The sequence below is a fragment of the Amycolatopsis sp. NPDC088138 genome (assembly GCF_044741685.1).
In the GTDB taxonomy this organism is placed as follows: domain Bacteria; phylum Actinomycetota; class Actinomycetes; order Mycobacteriales; family Pseudonocardiaceae; genus Amycolatopsis.
In genome coordinates this window covers 110,170-131,885 of sequence record NZ_JBIUTB010000011.1, presented here as the reverse complement: position 1 = coordinate 131,885, position 21,716 = coordinate 110,170, and the positions used below count along the sequence as shown (strand labels likewise).

Here is a 21,716-nt window from a genome sequence, read left to right as displayed (position 1 = left end):
ATCCCCGTCAACGGTGCCGGAAAGCGCGGCGGACGGTCTCTATGTTGCACGGATGGACGTGCTCTGGAGCCCCACGGCGGACCGCATCGAGAACTCCCCGCTGCGCGCGTACCTGAACTGGCTGGAAAAGCGCGAGGGGCGGCCGTTCCCCGGCCACGACGCGCTGTGGGCGTGGTCGGTCGAGGACCTGGACCGGTTCTGGCTCTCGATCGTCGACTACTACGACGTCGCCTTCAGCACGTCGTGGACGCGGGTGCGCACCGGCGACCCCATGCCGCACACCCGCTGGTTCCCCGGGGCCCGGCTCAACTGGGCGGAGCACGCGCTGCGCGCCGGGGCCGACGACGTCACCGCGCTGGTCTGCGTCCAGGAGGGTGGCCGGCCCGCGCGGGAGATCACCTTCGGGGCGCTGCGCCGGTCGGTGGCGGCCGCGGCCGGCTGGCTGCGCCGGGCCGGCGTGCGTCCCGGCGACCGGGTCGGCGCCTACCTGCCCAACACCGAGCACGCCGTGATCGCCTGCCTCGCGACCGCCGCGGTCGGCGCGGTGTGGGCGTGCTGCTCCCCCGACTTCGGCGCCGACGGCGCCATCGGGCGCCTCGCCCAGCTCGAGCCCACCGTGCTGATCGCGGCGGACGGTTACCACTGGAACGGCAAGGAAATCGACCGCGGCGACGTCGTCGCGCGGCTGCGCGAGGAGCTTCCGACGCTGCGGCACGTCGTCCACGTCCCGTACGTCTTCGACCGGCCGCACCCCGACGGCACGACCCCGTGGGACGAGCTGCTGGCCCGCGACGAACCACCGGTGTTCGAGCAGGTCGAGTTCTCCCACCCGCTCTGGGTGCTGTTCAGCTCCGGCACCACGGGCCTGCCCAAGGGCCTGGTGCACGGCCACGGCGGCATCACGCTGGAAGGCCTGAAGTGGTCCGGGCTGTACTGCGGGCTGCGGGCCGGCGAGCGGATGTTCACCTTCACCTCGACCGGCTGGGCGCTGTGGAACATGCAGCTGGGCGCGCTCACCCAGGGCGCGGCCATCACGCTCTACGAGGGCAGTCCGAACCACCCGGCGGGCGCGGTCTGGGAGGTCGCGGCCCGCACGCGGGCGGACCTCGTGCTGCTCGGCGCCGCGGTGATCACCGCGACGGCGAACACCGGCGTCTCACCCCGGGAGCAGCACGACCTGAGCCGGCTGCGGCACGTGATGGTCAGCGGCTCGGCGCTGCCGTCCGCCGGCTACCACTGGGTTATGGAGCACGTCAGCCCGGACCTGCGGATCGACTCGACCAGCGGCGGCACCGACATCTCGGGTTCGTTCGTCGGGGCCAGCGAGTACGACCCCGTCCGGGCAGGACGCATCGGCGGCCGGCTCGCGGGCGTCGACGGCGCGGCCTGGGACGACGACGGCGAGCCGGTGGTCGGCGCGGTCGGCGACCTGGTGATCACCCAGCCGATGCCGTCGATGCCGGTGTCCCTGTGGAACGACCCGGACGCGGTTCGCTACACCGAGTCCTACTTCGACACGTGGCCCGGGGTGTGGCGCCACGGCGACTGGGTGACGATGCACGCCGACGGCAGCGTCTCCATCCACGGCCGCTCGGACTCGACGCTCAACCGCCAGGGCGTCCGGCTCGGCAGCAGCGACTTCTACGACGTGCTGGAGACGATGGCGGAGATCACCGAGACCCTGGTGATCGGGATCGACCTGCCGGACGACGGGTACTGGCTGGGGTTGTTCGTCGTTCCGGCGCCCGGGCACGCGCTCGACGACGCTCTCAAGCAGAAGATCGGCACCACGCTGCGGACGCGCCTGACCAACCGGCACGTCCCGGACGAGATCGTCGAGGCGCCCGCCGTGCCGCACACCCTGAGCGGCAAGCGGCTGGAGGTCCCGATCAAGAAGCTGTTGAGCGGCAAGGAACTGGCGAAGGCCGCGAACATCGCCTCGGTTGACGATCCGGACGCCTTGCGCTGGTACGCGCGGTTCGCGGCGGAACGAGGGTTCTGACATGCGCTTGGGTGCGACACTCGCCGACCTCTCCCCCGGGCCGCCGATCGCCGTCGCCGAGCGCGCGAAACGGCTGGCGGGCGCGGGTTTCGAGAGCCTCTGGACACCCCAGATCATCGGGCGCGGTTTCTTCGTCCCGGACCCGTTCGTCACCCTGGCCGTCGCCGCCACGGCCACCGGCGGCGTGGAGCTGGGCACGGCCACCGTGCAGGTCCCGCTGCACCACCCCGCCGACCTCGCCCACCGCGTCCGGTCGCTGATGCCGGTGTGCGGCGACCGGTTGACGCTCGGCGTCAGTCCCGGGTCGACCGACCTCGACTACGCCCTGCTCGACCGGGACTACGCGGCGCGTTTCCGGACCTTCCGGGAGAACCTGCCGCTGCTACGGGACCTGCTCGGCGACGAGCGGCCACCGCTGCTCCTCGGCTCGTGGGGCGCCAACGTCGAGCGGGCCGCCCGGGAGTTCGACGGCTGGCTGGCGTCCGCCTACCGCCGCACCCCCGACCAGATCATCGCCGCCCATGAACGGTTCCGGGCGGCCGGCGGCGGCCGGGCGATCGTGTGCGCCGTCCCGGTGCCCGATTCCGGCGACCTCGGCCCCACCGGCGAGGTACTGCGGCGGTACGCGGACGCGGGCTTCGACGACGCCGTCGTCCTGATCGGGCCGGACGGACCGGACCCGGCGCGGGTCAGAGCGTTGCTCTAGGTGTGATGTCCAGGAACGTTGTCCCGAGTTGAGGTGAGCGGTAACGGCCTGTCGTGCAGACAGGTGAAGGCCTCAGGTTGTTACCGCGCCGAAGGCGCGGCCGGGATGGGTGACCGCAGCTGCCGTCCGCATCACAGCGACCGGCTCGGCCTGCCCGCCTCGACCGTGCACGCGGTGCTGGTGCGCTGCCGGATCAACCGGCTCTCCCGCATCGACCGGGTCACCGGCGAACCGCTGCGCCGCTACGAACACGACCACCCCGGCTCACTGATCCATGTCGATGTCACCAAGTTCGGCAACATCCCCGACGAACGAACCCGGCCTTACCGGCCACAGACCAACGGCAAGAACGAACGCTTCCACCGCACCCTGGCCGAAGGCTGGGCTACGCGCGCTTCTCTCCCGGCGAGCAGCAACGCCGAGTTGTGCTACCGGGCCGGCTGCACTTCTCCGATCACCACCGACCCCACTCGTCCGTCGGAGGCAAGCCACCCATCACCCGGCTGACCGACCTCCCCGGACATCACATCTAGGCGAGCAGCTTCCGCAGGCCGTCGATGCCGCCGCCGTAGACGTCGTGGGCGAAGGTGCGGTCCAGTTCCTCCTCCTGGCCCGCGTCGGCGTCGTACTCCGCCCACCATTCGACGAAGGACTCGCCGGTGTCGGTGACCGGGCTGACCCGGACCGTCGACACGTAGCGGCGCACGCCGAAGGGGTTGGCCCCGGTGAACGCGTAGGTGAGGGTGCGAGCGGGGTCGTCGAGGACGAGCAGCCGCTCGTCGAAGGGGTCACCGCCGGCGGCGAGGGTCAGCCGCCGGACGGCCCCGACGTGCCCGTCGGCGCCCTCGACGATCTCGCAGTGCCCGATCGCGCCCAGGAAATCGGGCAGATCACCGAACGCGCGGACCCGGGCCCAGACCTTGTCGACGGGCGCGGCGACGACTCCGCTGGCGTAGGGACGCGGCATGGTCACTCCCAGGTGTCAGAACCGATCTTGGACTCTCCAGGATCACCGGTTCATCTAACGCCGGGAACAACGGAATCTCCACAGGCCATCAACGCGGCACGAAGCGGGGCACCGGATTCCTCCGGTGCCCCGCCCTGGTGTTCCCCGCTGACCGTCAGACGGTGTGCGGGCCGTGCGCGACGGTGTTCCAGCCCGAAGCGATGACGCCGGCGTCGCCGCCGTTGCCCGCCCAGCCCGAGTTCCCGCCGGTGGTGGTGCTGGTGTTGCCCGCGTCGCCGGTCCAGCCGGTGGCGCCGGTGTCACCCGAGTTGCCCGAGGTCACCGTGGTGGCCGACGTCGAACCGCTCTCGTGCTTCCAGCCGCCCTGGTGACCACCGCGGGTCGACGTGACGGCGGTGTTGCCGCCGGTCGAGCCCGAGTCACCCGAGTTGCCGGACGTGCCGCTCACCGCGGAGTTGCTGCTGGTGGCGTTCCCGGCGTCGCCGGAGTTGCCACCCTTTCCGCCGGTCGCGGTGCCGGTGACCGAACCCAGGACGCTGTTGGTGCCGCCCTGGTTGTGACGGCCCCAGCTGTGCCCACCGTTGTTGTTCGTGGCGGAGTTCTGGCCGGTGCTCACGACGGTGGCGTCGCCACCGTTGCCCGCCCAGCCCGAGTTCCCGCCGGTGGTGGTGCTGGTGTTCCACGCGTCACCGGTCGAACCGGTGGCGCCCGTGTCACCCGAGTTGCCCGAGGTCACCGTAGTGGCCGACTTCGAACCGCTCTCGTGCTTCCAGCCGGAGTCGTGGTTCCAACCGGAGTTCCAGCCGCCACCGTTGTTCCAGCCACCGTTCTGGTGACCACGGCCGTTGTTCTGGCCGCCCAGGGTCCACACGATGGCGGTGTTGCCGCCGGTGGAACCCGAGTCACCCGAGTTGCCGGAGTTCCCGGTCACCGCGCTGTTGTGGCTGGTGGCGTTCCCGGCGTCGCCGGAGTTGCCACCGTTGCCGCCCGTGGCGGTGCCGGTGACCGAACCCGAAGCGGTGTTCTTGCCACCCTGGTTCCGGCCCCAGCCGTGCCCACCGTTGTTGTTCGTGGCGGAGTTCTGGCCGGTGCCGACCACGGTGGCGTCGCCACCGTTGCCCGCCCAGCCCGAGTTCCCGCCGGTGGTGGTGCTGGTGTTGGTCGCGTCACCGGTCGAGCCGGTGGCGCCGGTGTTCCCGGAGTCGCCCGAGGTCACCGAGGTGCTGCACTGCGCCAGCAGGCACAGGCCGTAGGCGCTGTTCCCGCCGGTGGAACCCGAGTCACCCGAGTTGCCGGAGTTTCCGCTGACGGCGGTGTTGCCGCTGGTGGCGTTCCCGGCATCGCCGGAGTTGCCACCGTTGCCGCCCTTCGCGGTACCGGTCACCGAGCCGCGGGCGCCCCGCGTGTCCGCGGTGTTCTTGCCCGACGCCACCGAGGTGCCGGAGCCGCCGTTGCCGGCGTTCCCGGAGTGGCCACCGGTGGTGCTGCTGGTGTTCGAGGCGTTCCCGGTCGAACCGGTCGCGCCCGTGTTCCCGGAGTTGCCCGAGGACACCGTCGTGGTGCACTTGGCCAGCACACAGACGCCGTAAGCGCTGTTGCCGCCGGTGGACCCGGAGTTGCCCGAGCTGCCGGAGTTCCCGCTGACAGCACTGTTGCTGCTGCTCGCGTTCCCGCCGTTGCCCGAGGTCCCGCCGTTTCCGCCGGTGGCGGTGCCGGTCACGACCGAGTGCAGGGTGCTGCCGAGCCCGCCCAGCGGGCCCGAGTCGACGGTGTCCGCACTGGCCACCGCAGACCCCAGCAGGACGAACCCGCCGGAGATGAATGCGGCGGTCAGGCCGCGTCGCACGTACTTGTGCATGACTTCCCTTTCCTTACCATCTGTCCAATGTGGATTGAGGTGGAAAGGGAAAGTCAGCTCGGATGATCGTTGCCGTAGAACTCCAGCCAGTGCAACGACCACGAGCCCGCGGGTGGCGCCCGCCAGGACCGCTCGATCCCAAGCGCGCCGGTTCCGGCAGTGGTCACGGCGTACTCACCACCGTGCTGCCCACCGGAACTCGCCGACATCGCGCCACTCATGCCGGACACGTCGGCGGGTAGTCCGCCGCCGCCGGATCCGGACATCGGGCCGGCAACACCGGTCGCATCCGCAACCGGGTCCCCGGCGACGTGCCGGGAACCGGCCTGAGCGTCGTGACGGCGCCGGCTGTCACCCTGCTTGACGACCACCGGAGCGACCGGCACGAGGTGCTCGGCCGGCGCGGCCGCCACCGGCGGGACACTGGAGTCTCCGCGTGGCGTCGGCGTGGCCGGTTGCCCGGTCAGCGCCGGGCCCCCGTGCTCGGCCCCGATCGCCCGCACCACCGGCGCGGTCACCGGAGCAGTCGCGTGCAGCACCGGCGACGTCACCGGAGAGACCGCGTGCAACACGGGCTCGGTGACCGGCCGCAAGGCCGACAGCACCGGCTCCGCCGCGTGCAGCACGGGCCGGGTCAGCGGCGCGAGCACGGGCTCGAGCCCGCTCGTCACCGGCGTCACCACCGGCGCCACCTGCGACGTCACGTCGTGCAGCGTGCCCGCGACCGGCTTGAGCACCGGACCGGCGGGTTCGAGCACGTCGTGAGCGACGTTGCCGACACGATCGAGCAAACCGGACCGGTCGGGCGGCGGTGAACCTTCGGAAGCGTCCGCCGCCCCCGACACGGCCAGGGCCAGCAGGGTGAATCCGAACAACGCGCCGGCCACGACCAGCACCCGTAGTACCAGTGGGTGCCGGGCCAGCGCGTAATCCGTCAGGGAAGTATCCATCCATCTCACCCCCCTTCAGGGTTGGACTTCACCGTCAGTCAGCTTTCGGGGCGGAGGCCATCACCGGATTGGGTAACAATCGAAGTTTTTTCTTTCCCCCGAACGAGTTTGCTACCGCTGAGTAGCGGGTAAGCCGCCGAGCTGTCCGAAATGGACGCGGCGGGCCGTCCCCCCTCTTCCAGACGCGGAACAGGTTTCCGCGCGGCCGGTCCGGGAATCCCGGAACACGACCAAGATCAGGGAAGAGGCACCGTGAAGGCACTTGTGTACCAGGGACCGTACGACGTCACCGTCAAGGACGTCGCGGACGCGCGGATCGAGGACCCGAAGGACGCGATCGTCCGGATCACCACGACCAACATCTGCGGCTCGGACCTGCACATGTACGAAGGCCGCACCGACGTCGAAGAAGGCAAGGTCCTCGGCCACGAGAACATGGGTGTCGTCGAGTCCGTCGGTGACGCCGTCGAGCGGATCAAGGTCGGCGACCGCGTTTCGCTGCCGTTCAACATCGCGTGCGGCACCTGCGCCAACTGCTTCAAAGGCCTGACCGGCTTCTGCCTGCGCGCCAACCCCGGCAGCGCCGGCGCCGCCTACGGTTACGCCAGCATGGGCCCCTACAACGGCGGCCAGGCCGAGTACCTGCGCGTGCCGTGGGCGGACTTCAACGCGCTCGTGCTGCCCGAGGGCACCGAGCACGAACTCGACTACACGATGCTCTCGGACATCTTCCCCACCGGCTGGCACGGCGTCGAACTGGCCAAGATGCAGCCCGGCGAGACCATCGTCGTCTACGGTGCCGGGCCGGTCGGCCTGATGGCCGCCCACGCCGCCAGGATCAAGGGCGCGTCCCGCGTCTTCGTCGTCGACCAGCAGCCCGACCGGCTCAAGCTCGCCGAGCAGATCGGCGCCATCCCGGTCGACCGCTCCGCCGGCGACGCGGTCGAGCAGCTCACCGACCTCACCGGCGGCGGTGCCGACCGCGGTGTCGACGCTGTCGGCTACCAGGCGCACGGCGCGGACGGGGTCGAGCAGCCGGAGATCGTGCTCAACGAGCTGGTCGCCGCGGTGAAACCGACCGGTGGCATCGGCGTCGTCGGCGTCTACGTGCCGCAGGACCCCCATGCCGAGGGTGAACTGGCCAAGCAGGGCAAGCTGGCCTTCGACTACGGCACGTTCTTCTTCAAGGGCCAGTCCATGGGCACCGGCCAGTGCAACACCAAGCAGTACAACGCCCAGCTGCGGGACCTGATCACCGAAGGCGTCGCCACACCGGGGTTCCTGGTGTCGCACGAGCTGAACCTCGACCAGGCCGCCGAAGGCTACGACCACTTCGACAAGCGTGAAGACGGCTGGACGAAGGTCGTCCTGCACCCCTGACCCGTCCGGTCAGGCGGCGGGCTCCCCGGTGAGCAGGACCAGCGCGACGTCGTCGTCCAGCGGGCCGTCGTTCAGCTGCTGGACGCGGCCGATCAGGGCGTCCAGCGCGGCGCCGGGGTCACCCGGTCCGGTGAGGAGCTCGCCGGCCAGCGCGGCCATCCGCGTGCGGCCGAGGCGATCGTTCCCGCCGGACCGGCCTTCGAAGATGCCGTCGGTGTAGAGCAGCAGGGACCAGCCCGGCTCCAGTTCGACCTCGGTCTGCCGCCGGGGGCGCTTCAGCGGGATGCCCAGCGGCGGCCCCAGCGCGTCCGACGGCAGGAACCCGGCCGCCCCGGCCCGCGGGAGCAGCAACGGCGGCGGGTGCCCGGCCAGCACCATCCGCGCGGACGCCCGGTCCGGGGCGACGGTGACCATGCACGCGGTGGCGAACAGCGGCTCGATCTGCTCGTTGACCAGGACCCGGTCGACCGTGGCCAGTACCTCGGTGGCCGGCAGCCCGGCGAGCACCAGGGCCCGCCACGCGATCCGCAGCGCCACGCCCAGCGCGGCCTCGTCCGGGCCGTGCCCGCAGACGTCCCCGATGATCACCTCGACGGTGCCGTCGGCGAGCTCGACGGTGTCGTAGAAGTCGCCGCCCAGCAACGCGCCGTCGCGACCCGGGCGGTACCGGACCGCCAGGCCCAGGCGGTCGTCGGCGAGCAGCGGAGTGGGCAGCAGGCCGCGTTCGAGCCGCGCGTTCTCCCCCGCGAGCAGCTGCTGCTCCAGGAGCCGCTGTTCGGCGCCCTCGGCTCGCCGCCGTTCCCAGGCGTAGCGCATGGCGCGCATCAGCAGCGGGCCGTCGACCTGGTCCTTGGCGAGGTAGTCCTGGGCACCGGCGGCGACGGCGGCCATCCCGGTGGCGGTGTCGTTCTGCCCGGTCAGGACCACGATGGCGCTGGCCGGGCTGTGGTGGCGCAAGGTCTTGAGGGCGGTCAGGCCGGACGCGTCGGGCAGCTGCAGGTCCAGCAGCACGCAGTCGACTCCCCCGGCCAGCGGCAGCGCGGCCGCCAGCGTCGCCACCCGCAGCAGCGTGATCCGCTCGGCTTCGACCGGGACGTCGGCGAGCATCTCCTCGACCAGCAGCGCGTCACCGTCGTCATCCTCGACCAGCAGGACCGAGAGCCGGTTGACCGCGGGCGGGGGCGACGGCACGAGCAGCCGCGGGGAATCGGTCGAAGCAACGATCACCGCACCGAGCCCCTCTCGCACGAGCAGTCGCCGACGGCGGCGATTCGCTGGGGGAACTCTAAACCGCGGCGATCGGGTGCCACCACACCGGTGCACGAGGAGGCCGGGAGTCGGGGTCATGACCTTGTCGATGACGAACACGGTGGCGTTCTTGGTGGGGATGTTCCCACGGAGGATCACCGCCACTGTCCACAAAGGACCGCACAGTCCTCAGCTGGCCGCGAGGTCGGCCCACACCGTCTTGTAGACGTCGTCGTGGGTGACGACACCCCAGCGGCGGCTGACCGCGTCGACCAGGAGGAGGCCCCGGCCGCGATCCTCGTCCGACGACGAACCGCCCAGCCGGACGGCGAGGTCCGGGCGGGCGTCGTCGATCTCCAGCCGGACCGCCGACCGCGGACCCCGGCACCGGATGCGCAGGGCCCGCACCCCCTGGGCGTGGTCCTGCGCGTTGGCGACCAGCTCGGTGGCGAGCAACAGGGCGTCCTCCAGCCCCTCGGACGAGGCACCGTCCAGCACGCTCCGTATCCACCGCCGCACGGCGGCGAGGTCGGGCGTCACGCCGGCGTCGAACCGGTATTCGTGCGTGGCGGGTTCCGGGAGGTCCATGCGGTCCTTTGACGGGCGATACCGGTGCCGAAAGCAGCCTTGGCCCGTGGGTTACCCCGAACGGCCGGATCTACGCCTCGACCGCCGCGCTCACCGGGACGAATGCCCCATCGGCGCCGGTAACCGCCGCTCGACCTGCGCCCGGCCGGGGACGCGGTTAGCTTCGGTTCCGTGCTCAGATTCGGCGCGATCGCTGCGCTCTCGCTCCTCGCGCTCGGCGCCACCGCCCTCGCCGTGTTCGCCGGCCCGTGGTGGTGGCTGCTCGCGGTGCCGCTGCTCGCCGTCGCCGCTCTCGGGTGCGGGGACCTCCTCCAGCGGAAGCACTCGGTGCTGCGGAACTACCCCGTGCTCGGGCACCTGCGGTTCCTCCTCGAGGGGCTCCGGCCGGAGCTGCAGCAGTACTTCGTCGAGCGCAACTTCGACGGCCGCCCGTACGACCGGAGCGTCCGCAGCATCGTCTACCAGCGCGCCAAGGGCACCGACGCCGAAGAGCCGTTCGGCACGGAGCGTGACGTCTACGCCGACGGGTACGAGTCCCTCGTCCACTCGATGGCCCCGGCGGCGCAGCCCGACGACCCGCCGCGGGTCCGGATCGGCGGGCCCGACTGCACCCAGCCCTACGACATGGCCCTGCTGAACGTGTCGGCGATGAGCTTCGGCTCGCTGTCCGCGAACGCGATCCTGGCCCTCAACAAGGGGGCCGCCCTCGGCGGCTTCGCCCACGACACGGGCGAAGGCGGCCTGTCGGAGTACCACCTGCGCCACGGCGGCGACCTCGTCTGGGAGATCGGCACCGGCTACTTCGGCTGCCGCACCGGCGACGGCGACTTCGACAAGGCGGAGTTCGCCGACAAGGCCGCCCACGACGCGGTCAAGTGCGTGTCCCTGAAGCTCTCCCAAGGAGCGAAGCCCGGCATCGGCGGGGTGCTGCCCGGCGGGAAGGTGAACGCCGAGATCGCGCGCGTGCGCGACGTCCCGGAGGGCAAGACCGTCATTTCCCCGCCGTACCACCGGGTGTTCTCCACACCCCGCGAACTGATCCGGTTCGTCGCCTCGATGCGCGAGCTCGCGGGCGGCAAGCCGACGGGCTTCAAGCTCTGCGTCGGCTCGCGAAGCCAGTTCCTCGCCGTCTGCAAGGCGATGGTGGACGAAGGCGTCACGCCCGACTTCATCATCGTCGACGGCGCCGAAGGCGGCACCGGCGCCGCGCCGCTGGAGTTCGCCGACCACATCGGGACGCCCCTGACCGAGGGCCTCATCACCGTCCACAACGCACTGGTCGGCACCGGCCTGCGCGAGAAGATCAGGCTCGGCGCCAGCGGCAAGGTCGCCACCGGCGCCGACATCGTCAAACGCCTGCTGCAGGGCGCGGACTACACCAACGCGGCGCGGGCGATGATGTTCGCCGTCGGGTGCATCCAGGCCCAGCGCTGCCACACCAACCACTGCCCGGTCGGCGTCACCACCCAGGACGCCCGCCGCGCCCGCGCCCTGGACGTCGCGGACAAGTCCCTGCGTGTGGAACGGTTCCAGCGCTCCACGGTGGCCGGCGCCCAGCAGATCATGGCGTCGATGGGCGTCCGGTCCCCCGCCGAGCTGCGGCCGCACATGCTCCGCCGCCGCGTCGACCCGCACGAGGTGCGCTCCTACGCCGAGCTCTACGACTGGCTCGCCCCCGGGCAGCTGCTGTCCGCGCCGCCGCGGGACTGGGCCCAGGACTGGGCCGCGGCCGATCCCGACCACTTCACCGTCTGACCACAGGAGAAACCCGTGTCCCGCACCGTCGCCCAGGTCATCGTCGACAGCCTCGCCCAGCTGGACGTCACGCACGTGTTCGGGGTCGTCGGCGACGCCCTCAACCCGCTGACCGACGCGATCCGCCGCGCCGAGGGCATCGAGTGGATCGGCTGCCGGCACGAGGAGGCCGCCGCGTTCGCCGCCGGCGCGCAGGCCCAGCTCACCGACACGATCGGCGTCTGCATGGGCACCGTCGGCCCCGGGTCGGTGCACCTGCTCAACGGCCTCTACGACGCCGCGAAGAGCCACGCTCCGGTGCTCGCCATCGCCGGGCAGGTCCCGCAGGCCGACATCGGCACCGACATGTTCCAGGAGGTCGACAACGACCTGCTGTTCAAGGACGTCGCCGTCTTCCGCGCCACCGTGACCTCCCCCGAGCAGATCCCCGGCCTGCTGGAGATCGCGGTCCGCACGGCGATCAGCCGCGGCGGGCCCGCCGTGCTCACCGTGCCGGGTGACGTCGGCGACAAGAAGGTCGAAGCCGACCGCGAGCCGCGGTTCTCCCTCGCCGAGCGCAGCACCCGCCCCGACGACCCCGCGCTCGACGCCGCCGCGCAGCTGCTCAACGCCGCCGGGAAGGTCACCCTGCTCGTCGGCCGCGGCGCCCGGCAGGCCCGCGCGGACGTGCTGGCCCTGGCGGACCGGCTGGGCGCGCCGATGGTGCTCACCCTCAAGGCCAAGGAGGGCTTCGAGGACGACAACCCGTTCGAGGTGGGCCAGACCGGCCTGATCGGCAACCCCGCCGCCGCGCAGGCGATGGACCACGCCGACCTGCTGCTCCTGCTGGGCACCGACTTCCCCTACCGGGCCTGGTACCCGACGGGCAAGAAGGTCATCCAGGTGGACGCCGTGGCCGAGCACATCGGCCGCCGCGTCCCCGTCGACATCGGCCTGGTCGGCGACGTCGCCCCCACCGTGGCCGCGTTGCTGCCGCGGCTGTCCCCGCAGGCGTCCCGGACCCACCTCGACGACGCCCGCGCGCACTTCGAGCGCTGGCACGCCGGGCAGCGGCGGCTCGCCTCCCCCGAGCACGACAAGGGCCTCGTCGGCAAGGTCCGGTCCGTCTTCGACAACGCCGAGCACCAGATCCGGCCGGAAGCACTGGCGGCGCTGATCGACGAGCACGCCGCCCACGACGCCGTGTTCACCTCCGACACCGGCATGGCGACGGTGTGGCTGTCCCGCTTCGTCCGGATGACCGGCTCACGGCGGCTGCTCGGCTCGTACAACCTCGGGTCGATGGCCAACGCGATGCCCCAGTCGATCGGCGCCCAGCTGCAGGACCGCGACCGCCAGGTGATCGCGTTCTGCGGTGACGGCGGCCTGAGCATGCTGCTGGGCGACCTCATGACCATCCGCACCCACCGGCTGCCGGTGAAGCTGGTGGTCTTCGACAACCGGCGCCTGGGCATGGTGAAACTCGAGCAGGAACAGGCCGGGCTGCCCGAGTTCGGCACCGAGCTGGACAACCCCGACTTCGCGGCCGTCGCCACCGCCATGGGCCTGACGGGCATCCGGGTCACCGACCCGGACGACCTCGCCGAGGCCGTTCAGCGCGCGCTGAGCACCGAGGGCCCGGTCCTGCTGGACGTCCTGACCAACCCCGAGGAGATGTCCGTCCCGCCGAAGCCCACGGTGGACCAGGGCTGGGGTTTCGCGATCGCCAAGGTCAAGGAGCACCTCCGCAGCACCGGCGAGAAGAGCTGACCGCGAGGCCCGCCCTCACTCGGCGAGGTTGGCCATCGGCCGGTTCGAACCCCAGTTGATCGGCGGGTCGAACGCGCCGCTGACCGTGTCCAGCTTCGTCCCCTTCGGCGGGAACTCCGTCAGGAAGTTGTCCGGCTTGTTGTGCTGGATGAACTTCTCCACGTTCGAAGTCAGGCCCTTGTACTCGGCGTCGAGCTTGACGTGGTCCCGGATGCCCTGTTCGGCGGGGTTCTTCGCGTTCGGCCACTTGACGTTGTCGCTGGCCGTGACCGAGTAGTCCACCTTGAGGCCTTGAGCTTCCTTGCGGAAGTCCGCGGGCGTCCCGCTGATGCCCCAGTTGTTCATCTTCCGCTGCAGCTCCGTGTCGCCCATCCGGTTGACCGTGTCCTTGACCTGCCCGATCTGGATGTCGGCCTGCTTGAGCTTGCTCTCGAAGTTGCCCGACATCTGGGAGTTCGCCTTGCGGGACAGCGTGGTCATGTTGTCGGCGGTCCCGGAGCCGCCGAGTTCGTTGTTCTTCAGGTGTCCCTTGATGAAGTAGCCCTCGTCGGTGTCGGGCTTGTAGCCGTTCTTGCCGTCGCCCTTGAGCTTGTCGAGCTCGGCCTGCAGGCGCGGGTCGAAGTCCGCGTGCTTGGTCGCGTTCAGGTCGTTGACGTCGGTGAGGTGGTTGCCCGCCGGCGTGGTGCCGCCGGGGCGGCTCCCCCGCCCGGACCCGTCGAGTGAGCCGCCGCCCGACTTCCCGCCGCCTTCCATCACCGTGCGGCCGGAGTTCCCGTGCGACACGTTGTCGTTGCCGGTGAGCGGCGGGTCGTACCGGCCGGTCCGGGGCTTCTTGGTGGCGGAGCCGGACCCGCTCGCCGCGTTTCCGGTGCCCTGGTTGGGGTTCGGGCGCTTCTTCGAGGCCTTCTTGCACGGGGCGGCCGACTCGAAGGTCGCGTCGTCGTCGAGGAACGCGAACGCGTCGTCGGAGTAGTCGACGACCTTGCCGCTGTTGCGGGTCAGGCCGAGCGGGTCGGCCGCGAGGAAGGGGTCCTCGACGTAGGTCTCCGGGTTCAGCGCCGGGGTCAGGCCGAGCGGGTCCGGCGAGATGTAGCGCGCGTTGGCCGGGTCGTAGTAGCGGAAGACGTTGAAGTGCAGGCCGGTTTCCGCGTCGAAGTACTGGCCGGGGAACCGCAGCGGGGTCGGCGGCCGGGTGCCGGCCGCGGTCAGGCCCCACAGGCTCGTCCGCACCGGGCTGACCGTGCCGTGGTCGGGGCTCACCAGCTCGGTCGGCGTGCCGATCTCGTCGGTGATCACCGCGGAGACCTCGACCCGCCCGCCGGGCAGGGTGCGCGCCTGCGCCACCACCCGGTCCTCGTCGGGGTGGTGGATCCAGGTCAGGGCCTCCACGAGCGCGCCGCCGGCGGTGTGGCGGGCTTCGACGAGGTTCGTGCCGTCCCAGGCGAAGTCGACCCGTTCGGCGACGCCGCCCGCGGTGTCCAGCCGTTCCTTGGCGACGCGCCGGTCCAGCGCGTCGTAGCGGTAGCGCCACCGGGTGCCGTCCGGGGTGCGCACCGCGACCAGGTGGTCGTGCGCGTCCCAGCCGAACGTCCAGGTCAGCGCCGTCCCGTCCGGCGCGGGCAGGGTCCGCCGGATCAGCCGGCCCTGCGCGTCGTAGGCGTAACGCACCGCGCCCGCCGCGGCGAGCACCCCGCCGGTGTACTGGCGCGGACCTGCCTCCGGACCGGTCCCCGGCGAGGAGGAGATCAGGTTGCCGAGCACGTCGTAGGCGTAGCGCTCGGCCACGCCGGGGTGCAGCGCGGCGGTGACGCGGCCGGCGTTGTCGAACTCGTACCGCACGCCGCCGGCCGGCGCCTCCCGGGCGGCGACGCTGCCGTCCGGACGCCGGTGGTAGCGCGTGGCCCCGGCCGGGGTGTGCTGCGCGGCGAGCCGCCCGGCCGGGTCGAACTCCTGCCGCAGCACCGGGTTCGGCCCGGCGGCGAGGCCGAGCGTGCGGCCCGCGGCGTCCTGGTACAGGGTCAGCTCGGTACCGGCGACCCGCACCAGCTCGAGGCCGTCCGCCGTCTGTCCCCAGTGGACGTCCACTCCGGACGGGGTGCGCCGGGTCTTCGCGCCGTGGGGGTAGTCGAAGGTGGTGGTGCCGGCCGCGGTGGTCTGGCGCGTGAGGCGGCCCTCGTCGTCGTGCTCCAGCTCGAGCACGCCGTCCGGGCCGGTGGCGCGCACCAGCCGGCCGACCGGGTCGTAGCGGTAGGTCTCGGTGCCGGCCGGGCTGGTCCGCTCGGTCAGGTTGCCCAGCACGTCGTACCGGGACTCGACGGTCTCCCCCGCCGGCCCGGTGAGCCGCACCCGCTGTCCCGCGGCGTCGTACTCGCACCGCGTGACGCGGCCGGCGTAGTCCGTCTGGGCGAGCAGCCGGTCTTCGGCGTCGTAGGCGTAGTGCCAGGTCTGCCCGGCGGCGTTCGTCACGGCGACCAGCCGCAGCTCGGTGTCGTAGCGCTGGGTGGTGCGCGCCCCGGCGGCGTCGACCGTGGCGGTGACCGTGCCCTGCGGGCCGTACTCGGTGCGGACCACCCGGCCCAGCTCGTCGGTGCGGGAGGTTTCCTCGCTCTCGCCGTCGAACGTCCACTGCCGGCGGGTGCCGTCCGTGGCGACGACCTCCCGCAACGAGCCTTCGACCGTCCAGGCGAACGTGGTCCGGCCGGCGACGCCCTCGATCACCCGCGGCCGCCCGAACAGGTCGGCCTCGACGCGGGGGGTGGCGGTGTCGGGCGCGGTATCGGTGTCCGCCACCTGCTCGAGGTGCTGGTCCGCGGTCACGCCGAGCGGGTCGGTGTAGGGGTCCGGCAGGTTCGGCGCGGTGTAGCGGCGGCGGAACACCCGGTCGCCGTCGGCCACCTCGATCACCAGCGCGTCGTCATCACGCTCGGCGATCAGCACCCGGGAGCCGTCGGCGCGCAGCACCGAAACGAGCCGCCCCTGCGCGTCGTGCTCGAACTCGGTGCGCCGCCCGAGCGGGTCGGTGCGGGAGAGCAGGACGTCACGCGGTCCCCACTCCCGGCGGGTCACGCCGCCGGTCCGGTCGGTCAGCGCGACCGTGTTCCCGTTCTCGTCGAACTCGTACACCGTCTGCCGGCCGGCCGAGTCGGTCACGGTGGTGCGCCGGTCGCCGTAGACGAGCGAGGCGTCGAGGTAACCCTGGTCGCCGACCCCCCGCACGCAGCGGCCCCGCTGGTCGTAGACGTAGCGGTACCAGGCGCCGATGTGGTTGGTCCAGCCGGTGATCCGGCCTTCGGGGTCGTGGGTGTAGCGGGCGGGCCGGGACGACGAGTTCGCGCGCAGGCTGAGGTGGCCGTTGGTGTCGTAGTCGTACCGGGCGACGAGGACGTCAGCGCCGTCGGACAGCGCGCGCACCGCGCGGATCCGGCCGCCGTCGACGTCGAAGGCGATCCGGGCGCCGCCGGAGTGCGTGAGCAGCGCGGGCGCGCCGTCGGCGTCGTGCTCCAGCTCGACGTACCCCCCGGCTTCGGTGCGGATCTCCCTGAGCAGCAACAGGTCCGGGTCGCCCTCGGCCGGGACGAACCGGTGCAGCGTGCCGCGCGCCGGGTTCTCCAGGACGTATTCGGTGCCCTGCGCGTGAAGCCGGCGCAGCGGGCCGTGCGGGGAGGTGGCCGACCTGCCCGGCGCGGGCACCGGGAAGCGCAGGATCATCGCGTCGGCGCTGTGGTAGGTGACGGTCCCGTCCGCCACCGTCAGCCGTTCGTCCACCAGGGACGCCCACGACGGCCCGAACCAGCGCCCGGCCCGGTAGGACGAAACGTGGTTGCGGACGATCAGCTGGCCGAGCGGACCCGGCACGACGAGGTCGCTTTCGGTGACCAGGACGTCGCCGGTCTCGACGTCGATCGGGTCGCCGCTGCCTTCCTTGCAGACGGGTTCCTTGGTCTCGGAGGTGTTCCGCTCGGGCCCCTTCGAGCCGTCACCCTTCGCACCGGACGACGTCGTCGAGTCGCCGCCGCCCTTGGGTGTGCCGGAGGGCGGCGGGTCACCGTCGGGGCTCTTCGGGGTGTCGTCCGGGCCCTTCGACGCGGGCGGCGGGTCGGTCTTGGGCGGCGCGTCCGCACCCGAGGTGTGGGTGCCGTCGCCGTCGCCCTTCGCGCCCGACGGCGTGGTGGAGTCCCCGCCCTTGCCCTTGGGCCCGTCCAGCCCCTTCGGGCTGCCGTTGATGTCGGCGTGCTTCGGCGGCGGCGCGGTCTTGCCGGGCTTGATCTTGCGCAACGCCTTCGCCGCGTCCGAGAACAGGTCTCCGGCGCGCTTGAGCAGCGGAATCAGCGCCTTGAGCGCGGTGACGAGGCGTTTGACCAGGTCGGCGATCTTCGACGCCGTCTTCGCCACGGCGTTGATCACCTGCGGGACGACCCAGGTCAGCCCGATGCCGAGGGTGAACACGACCTGCAACGCCCAGCTGATCAGGTGCCCGATCAGCTCCGCGATGATGTCGCGCACCAACGCGCGCACCGCGGCGACGACCTCACCCGCGGTCTTCACGCCACTGGAGGCGCCTTCGCAGCCCTTCTGGGCCGTGGCCAGCAAAGTGACGGTGTCGTCGGCGCGCTGGCGGTAGGTGTCGGCGGCGTTCCCGGTCCAGGAGACGGTGTCAGCCTTGACCATCCCGGTCAGGTCTTCACCGATGCTGCCCAGCTCGGTCGCGATGTTCTTCCAGGTCTCCGACTGGGCCGCGATCTCGTCGGCGTTGCCGGTCAGCCCGTTGAGCGCTTCCTTCAACGGCCCGACGTGTTCCATCAGCCAGCCGACCCCGGCGGCGAGGATCGCGCCGAACGGGTCCATCGCCATCGACAGCGCGTCGAGCGCGGTACCGACGGCACCCATCGCCACGGAGGCCCAATCCCCGGACTCGATCGCGGACTTCAGGTCGGCCGCCGACTCCAGCAGCGACACCCCCGAGTACGCCGTGGTCGAATCCTTGGTCTCCGCGACCAATGGATTGCTCATCCGTCCCCCACCTCAGCCCCTCGACGATCACGAAGTTTCCATGAAAACACACCCCCGTCAGCTCATTCGGAAGGGCTCCTGCACACGGTCAAGCCGTCGAGGATCAGGGCGAGCATCGACGGTGACCGGTCCTCCGGGCCGGACGCGGCCCGCCAGAGGGCGCCGGTGAGCTGGAGGAAGTCGCGGGCGTCGGCGTCGGCACGGATGGTGCCGTCGCGCTTGCCCGCGTCCAGGATCAGCGTGATGGCGGCGATCACCGGGCCGTAGGTCCGCTCGGTGATCGCCTGGTGCGCGCCGGGGCTGAGCGCGTCACCGAGACCGTGCTTCTTGCGCATCGCGTCGACCAGGTCGGTGGTCCACTTCCGCAGCGCCTCCAGCGGGGGCAGCGTGGCCAGCGACTCCGCGACGGACTCGACGAGCCCGTCGACCTCGTCTTCGTAAATGGCCAGGACGAGGGCCTCGCGGGTCGGGAAGTTGCGGTAGAGGGTGCCGGGTCCGACGCCGGCGAGGCGCGCGATCTGGTTCATCGAGGTGTCGTCGCCCTCGGCGAAGGCTTCGCGGGCGACCCGCAGGATGCGGGCCCGGTTCTCGCGGGCGTCCGAGCGGACCATGTGCCCTCCCTGCTGTCCGGTGTCGTGCTCGCCACCATATCCGGAGACTCCTCCACTACCGCGCTTGCTAACCGGAGCGCTCTCCACTACTGTAACTGGAGAGCGCTCCACTTACCTCTTTCCCCGCACAGGAAGGTTTCCGAGCATGGAACTCGGCGAGTACCGCACCCTCGGCCGCTCCGGCCTGCGGGTCAGCCCGCTGGCCCTGGGCACGATGACGTTCGGCGACCCGGGCTGGGGTTCGGGTCCCGAGACGTCCAAGGACGTGATCGCGCGGTTCCTCGACGCCGGCGGCAACGTCATCGACACCGCCAACGGCTACTCCGACGGCGCGTCCGAGCGGATCGTCGGCGAGTACCTGGCCGCGCGTCCCGGCCTGCGCGACCGCGTCGTCCTCTCCACCAAGTACGCGCGGAACATGCACCCCGGCGACCCGAACGGCGGCGGCGCGAGCCGCAAGGCGATCCTCGAGCAGGTTGACGCCTCGCTGAAGCGCCTCGGCGTCGACTACATCGACCTCTACTGGCAGCACTGCCTGGACCGGCACACGCCGCTCGAGGAGTCGATCTCGACGCTCGGCGACCTCGTGCGCGCCGGGAAGATCCGCTACGTCGGCATGTCGAACACCCCGGCGTGGGCGGTGTCGCGGATGGCCACGATCGCCGAGTTCCGGGCCTGGGCGCCGATCGTGGCGCTGCAGGTCGAGTACTCGCTGGTGCGTCGCACGGTCGAGGGCGAGCTGTTCGGCTTGGCCCGGGAACTCGGCCTCGGCGTGCTGCCCTACAGCCCGCTGGCCAGCGGTGTGCTGTCGGGCAAGTACACCCGCGAGAACCGCACCCCCGACGGCTCGGGCCGGGGCCCGCTGGCGCAAGCCCAGCTCGACGGCACCAACGCCTTCGAGGTCTTGGACGTCCTGCGCGACCTCGCCCAGCGCCTCGACACCACGGTCGCCGCCGTCGCGCTCGCCTGGGTGCGGCAGCAGGCTCCCGTCACGTCCACGCTCATCGGCGCCCGGTCGGTGGAGCAGCTCGAGGCGAACCTCGCGTCGCTGCACGTCACCATCCCCGAGGACGGCCTGCGGAAGCTCGACGCCGTCTCGGCGCCCGACCTCGGCTACCCCTTCCCCTGGCTCGCGACGATCGCCGTTTCGCTGCAGCAGGGCGGAACGCGGATCAACGGGGTCGGGTCGACGACCTACCGCCGCGCGGTCGAAACCACTCGGAAAGGCTGAACATCATGGCAGAAGTCCTGGTCACCGGCGGCTCGGGCTACATCGGCAGCTGGTGCGTGCTCGCACTGCTCGCCGACGGGCACTCGGTGCGCACCACGGTGCGAAACCTGAAGAAGGAGCCCGAACTGCGGGCCATGCTGCGCGCGGGCGGCGCGCCCGCCGACGCGGAAGTCACCGTCCTGCAAGCGGATCTGCAGCAGGACGTCGGCTGGCGCGAGGCGGTGGCGGGCTGCGACTACGTGCTGCACGTCGCCTCGCCGACGCTGACGAGCGTGCCGCGCGACGACGACGAGATGGTCGTCCCGGCCCGCGACGGGGTGCTGCGGGTCTTGCGGGCCGCGCGCGAGGCCGGCGTGAAGCGGGTCGTGCTGACCTCGGCGTTCGGTGCGGTCGGCTACGGCCACCCCGAGGCCACGCGGGTGTTCACCGAGGCCGACTGGACCGATGTGGACGGTGGGATCCCGCCGTACCAGAAGTCCAAGACCCTGGCGGAGAAGGCGGCGTGGGAGTTCGTCGCCGACGGCGGGCCGGAGCTGGCGGCGGTGAACCCGGTGGGCGTGTTCGGGCCGGTGCTGGGCGCGGACTACTCGCCGTCGCTCGGCATGGTGCAGCGGATGCTCGACGGCGAAATGCCGGCGCTGCCCCCGTTCGCGAGCGGGTTCGTCGACGTGCGCGACGTCGCCGACCTGCACCTGCGGGCGATGACCGACCCGGCCGCGGCGGGCGAGCGGTTCATCGCCATCTCCGGGCACAGCCTCTGGGTCCGTGAGGTCGCGGCGATCCTGCGCGAACGCCTGGGCGAGCGCGCGGCGAAGGTGCCGACGCGCGAGCTGCCGCTGTGGGCGGCGCGGGCCCTCGCGCGGGTCAACCCGGCGATGCGCCTGCTGCGCCCGCAGCTGGGCAGGAACTTCGACGCCACGTCGGAGAAGGCCCAGCGCCTGCTGGGCTGGTCGCCCCGGCCGATCGAGGACACCATCGCCGACACCGCCGAGAGCCTGCTGGCCTTGAAGGGCGCGGCCGTCTGAGGGTCAGTCCGGCGCCGGGACACCCTCCAGGACGACCAGCGGGAACGTCCGGCCGGTGTTCCGCTCGTAGGCGGAGGTGCCGTCGGAGACCAGGCCGTAGAGGCGGTCGCGTTCCTCGCCGGTCGTCACGACGCCGCGGGCCTGGTGGGTGCGGTCGCCGAGCTCGACCGTCACGGCCGGGTCGGCCCGCAGGTTGTGGAACCAGGCCGGATGCCGGGGAGCGCCCGCCTTGGACCCGACCACGAAGACGCGGCCGCGGTCGTCCACGCCGAAGCCGAGCGGCACGGTTCTCCGCCGTCCGGTGCGCGCCCCGGTGGTGGTCAGCAGCAGGATCGGGAACGGCGGCTGGTTCACCTTGCCCTGGTGGGCGCGGAATTCGCTGATGACGCCTTGGTTGTAGGTCCGGAACTCCTCGTCGGACGGCACGGCGGACATGAATCTCCTTCGGCTCTCGGGCACTCTCGACCATGCAGACCACCCGCGCCCGCGTAAGGAATCGGTCCGGCCACTCGGCCGGGTGCGGACCGCCGTGTGGACCAATCCGTGAGTTTCCGCCCAGTGTGCGGTGAGACGGTGTTAGCTTCCGTCCCGTCATCCGCTGCCGGAGCGAGGTGTTCCAGTCACAGTGACACCGCA

Annotated in this window: 15 protein-coding genes and 1 pseudogene; 8 read left to right on the top strand and 8 right to left on the bottom strand. The window is 71.7% G+C overall.

Features of this window, described 5'->3' with window-relative positions; all coding sequences use genetic code 11:
- The first annotated feature begins 52 nt into the window (after window positions 1–52).
- From ACIOD2_RS48115 to ACIOD2_RS48105, 3 genes and pseudogenes are all read left to right on the top strand, one after another.
- A complete protein-coding gene (locus tag ACIOD2_RS48115; protein ID WP_400552642.1) occupies window positions 53–2,002 on the top strand; it encodes an acetoacetate--CoA ligase in 1,950 nt (649 codons plus the stop codon).
- Between the two features lies 1 nt (window position 2,003).
- Window positions 2,004–2,708: an LLM class flavin-dependent oxidoreductase gene (locus tag ACIOD2_RS48110; RefSeq protein WP_400552640.1), complete on the top strand. Its 705-nt coding sequence runs from the start codon at window positions 2,004–2,006 to the stop codon at window positions 2,706–2,708.
- A 135-nt stretch (window positions 2,709–2,843) separates the two neighbouring features.
- Window positions 2,844–3,241, top strand: a pseudogene (locus ACIOD2_RS48105) (integrase core domain-containing protein); the annotation flags it as partial.
- Here ACIOD2_RS48105 and ACIOD2_RS48100 read toward each other — a convergent pair.
- The 3 genes from ACIOD2_RS48100 to ACIOD2_RS48090 form a co-directional block, all read right to left on the bottom strand.
- Complete coding sequence (locus tag ACIOD2_RS48100; protein WP_400552638.1) at window positions 3,238–3,675, bottom strand: SRPBCC family protein; 438 nt, start codon at window positions 3,673–3,675, stop codon at window positions 3,238–3,240. The pseudogene ACIOD2_RS48105 and the gene ACIOD2_RS48100 sit on opposite strands and share 4 nt — an antisense overlap.
- Window positions 3,676–3,829: 154 nt before the next feature.
- Window positions 3,830–5,533, bottom strand: a complete 1,704-nt coding sequence (locus ACIOD2_RS48095; RefSeq protein ID WP_400552636.1) for a beta strand repeat-containing protein — start codon at window positions 5,531–5,533, stop codon at window positions 3,830–3,832.
- Window positions 5,534–5,586: 53 nt separating this feature from the next.
- Window positions 5,587–6,483: a hypothetical protein gene (locus ACIOD2_RS48090; protein ID WP_400552634.1), complete on the bottom strand. Its 897-nt coding sequence runs from the start codon at window positions 6,481–6,483 to the stop codon at window positions 5,587–5,589.
- A gap of 252 nt (window positions 6,484–6,735) precedes the next feature.
- On the opposite strand from ACIOD2_RS48090, the gene ACIOD2_RS48085 reads away from it, so the two are divergent.
- Window positions 6,736–7,863 carry a glutathione-independent formaldehyde dehydrogenase gene (locus ACIOD2_RS48085; protein WP_400552632.1) on the top strand — a complete coding sequence of 376 codons (1,128 nt, stop codon included), beginning with the start codon at window positions 6,736–6,738 and terminating at the stop codon, window positions 7,861–7,863.
- 9 nt (window positions 7,864–7,872) lie between these two features.
- Here ACIOD2_RS48085 and ACIOD2_RS48080 read toward each other — a convergent pair whose 3' ends face one another.
- On the bottom strand, window positions 7,873–9,087 hold the full coding sequence (locus ACIOD2_RS48080; protein WP_400552782.1) for a PP2C family protein-serine/threonine phosphatase: 1,215 nt from the start codon (window positions 9,085–9,087) through the stop codon (window positions 7,873–7,875).
- A 213-nt stretch (window positions 9,088–9,300) separates the two neighbouring features.
- Window positions 9,301–9,699: an ATP-binding protein gene (locus ACIOD2_RS48075; protein WP_400552630.1), complete on the bottom strand. Its 399-nt coding sequence runs from the start codon at window positions 9,697–9,699 to the stop codon at window positions 9,301–9,303.
- 171 nt (window positions 9,700–9,870) lie between these two features.
- On the opposite strand from ACIOD2_RS48075, the gene ACIOD2_RS48070 reads away from it, so the two are divergent.
- Complete coding sequence (locus tag ACIOD2_RS48070; RefSeq protein ID WP_400552627.1) at window positions 9,871–11,454, top strand: FMN-binding glutamate synthase family protein; 1,584 nt, start codon at window positions 9,871–9,873, stop codon at window positions 11,452–11,454.
- A gap of 15 nt (window positions 11,455–11,469) precedes the next feature.
- The gene (locus ACIOD2_RS48065; RefSeq protein WP_400552626.1) at window positions 11,470–13,203 is read left to right on the top strand and encodes a thiamine pyrophosphate-dependent enzyme; all 1,734 of its coding nucleotides are present in this window, start codon (window positions 11,470–11,472) and stop codon (window positions 13,201–13,203) included.
- 15 nt (window positions 13,204–13,218) lie between these two features.
- Here the strand turns inward: ACIOD2_RS48065 and ACIOD2_RS48060 are convergent, their stop codons facing one another.
- Complete coding sequence (locus tag ACIOD2_RS48060) at window positions 13,219–18,213, bottom strand: RHS repeat-associated core domain-containing protein (RefSeq protein WP_400552624.1); 4,995 nt, start codon at window positions 18,211–18,213, stop codon at window positions 13,219–13,221.
- A gap of 62 nt (window positions 18,214–18,275) precedes the next feature.
- The gene (locus ACIOD2_RS48055; RefSeq protein WP_400552622.1) at window positions 18,276–18,824 is read right to left on the bottom strand and encodes a TetR/AcrR family transcriptional regulator; all 549 of its coding nucleotides are present in this window, start codon (window positions 18,822–18,824) and stop codon (window positions 18,276–18,278) included.
- A 145-nt stretch (window positions 18,825–18,969) separates the two neighbouring features.
- Here ACIOD2_RS48055 and ACIOD2_RS48050 point away from each other — a divergent pair, with 145 nt between their 5' ends.
- On the top strand, window positions 18,970–20,055 hold the full coding sequence (locus ACIOD2_RS48050) for an aldo/keto reductase (protein WP_400552620.1): 1,086 nt from the start codon (window positions 18,970–18,972) through the stop codon (window positions 20,053–20,055).
- A 5-nt stretch (window positions 20,056–20,060) separates the two neighbouring features.
- Window positions 20,061–21,080 carry an SDR family oxidoreductase gene (locus tag ACIOD2_RS48045; RefSeq protein WP_400552618.1) on the top strand — a complete coding sequence of 340 codons (1,020 nt, stop codon included), beginning with the start codon at window positions 20,061–20,063 and terminating at the stop codon, window positions 21,078–21,080.
- Window positions 21,081–21,083: 3 nt separating this feature from the next.
- Here the strand turns inward: ACIOD2_RS48045 and ACIOD2_RS48040 are convergent, their stop codons facing one another.
- Entirely contained in the window at window positions 21,084–21,515 is a 432-nt protein-coding gene (locus tag ACIOD2_RS48040; RefSeq protein WP_400552615.1) for a nitroreductase/quinone reductase family protein, read from the bottom strand.
- Window positions 21,516–21,716: the final 201 nt, after the last annotated feature.

Coding starts and splice junctions, on each gene's coding strand:
- ACIOD2_RS48115 (WP_400552642.1), top strand. CDS start 53: ATGGACGTGCTCTGGAGCCCCACGGCGGACCGCATCGAGAACTCCCCG.
- ACIOD2_RS48110 (WP_400552640.1), top strand. CDS start 2,004: ATGCGCTTGGGTGCGACACTCGCCGACCTCTCCCCCGGGCCGCCGATC.
- ACIOD2_RS48100 (WP_400552638.1), bottom strand. CDS start 3,675: ATGCCGCGTCCCTACGCCAGCGGAGTCGTCGCCGCGCCCGTCGACAAG.
- ACIOD2_RS48095 (WP_400552636.1), bottom strand. CDS start 5,533: ATGCACAAGTACGTGCGACGCGGCCTGACCGCCGCATTCATCTCCGGC.
- ACIOD2_RS48090 (WP_400552634.1), bottom strand. CDS start 6,483: ATGGATACTTCCCTGACGGATTACGCGCTGGCCCGGCACCCACTGGTA.
- ACIOD2_RS48075 (WP_400552630.1), bottom strand. CDS start 9,699: ATGGACCTCCCGGAACCCGCCACGCACGAATACCGGTTCGACGCCGGC.
- ACIOD2_RS48060 (WP_400552624.1), bottom strand. CDS start 18,213: ATGAGCAATCCATTGGTCGCGGAGACCAAGGATTCGACCACGGCGTAC.
- ACIOD2_RS48055 (WP_400552622.1), bottom strand. CDS start 18,824: ATGGTCCGCTCGGACGCCCGCGAGAACCGGGCCCGCATCCTGCGGGTC.
- ACIOD2_RS48050 (WP_400552620.1), top strand. CDS start 18,970: ATGGAACTCGGCGAGTACCGCACCCTCGGCCGCTCCGGCCTGCGGGTC.
- ACIOD2_RS48045 (WP_400552618.1), top strand. CDS start 20,061: ATGGCAGAAGTCCTGGTCACCGGCGGCTCGGGCTACATCGGCAGCTGG.
- ACIOD2_RS48040 (WP_400552615.1), bottom strand. CDS start 21,515: ATGTCCGCCGTGCCGTCCGACGAGGAGTTCCGGACCTACAACCAAGGC.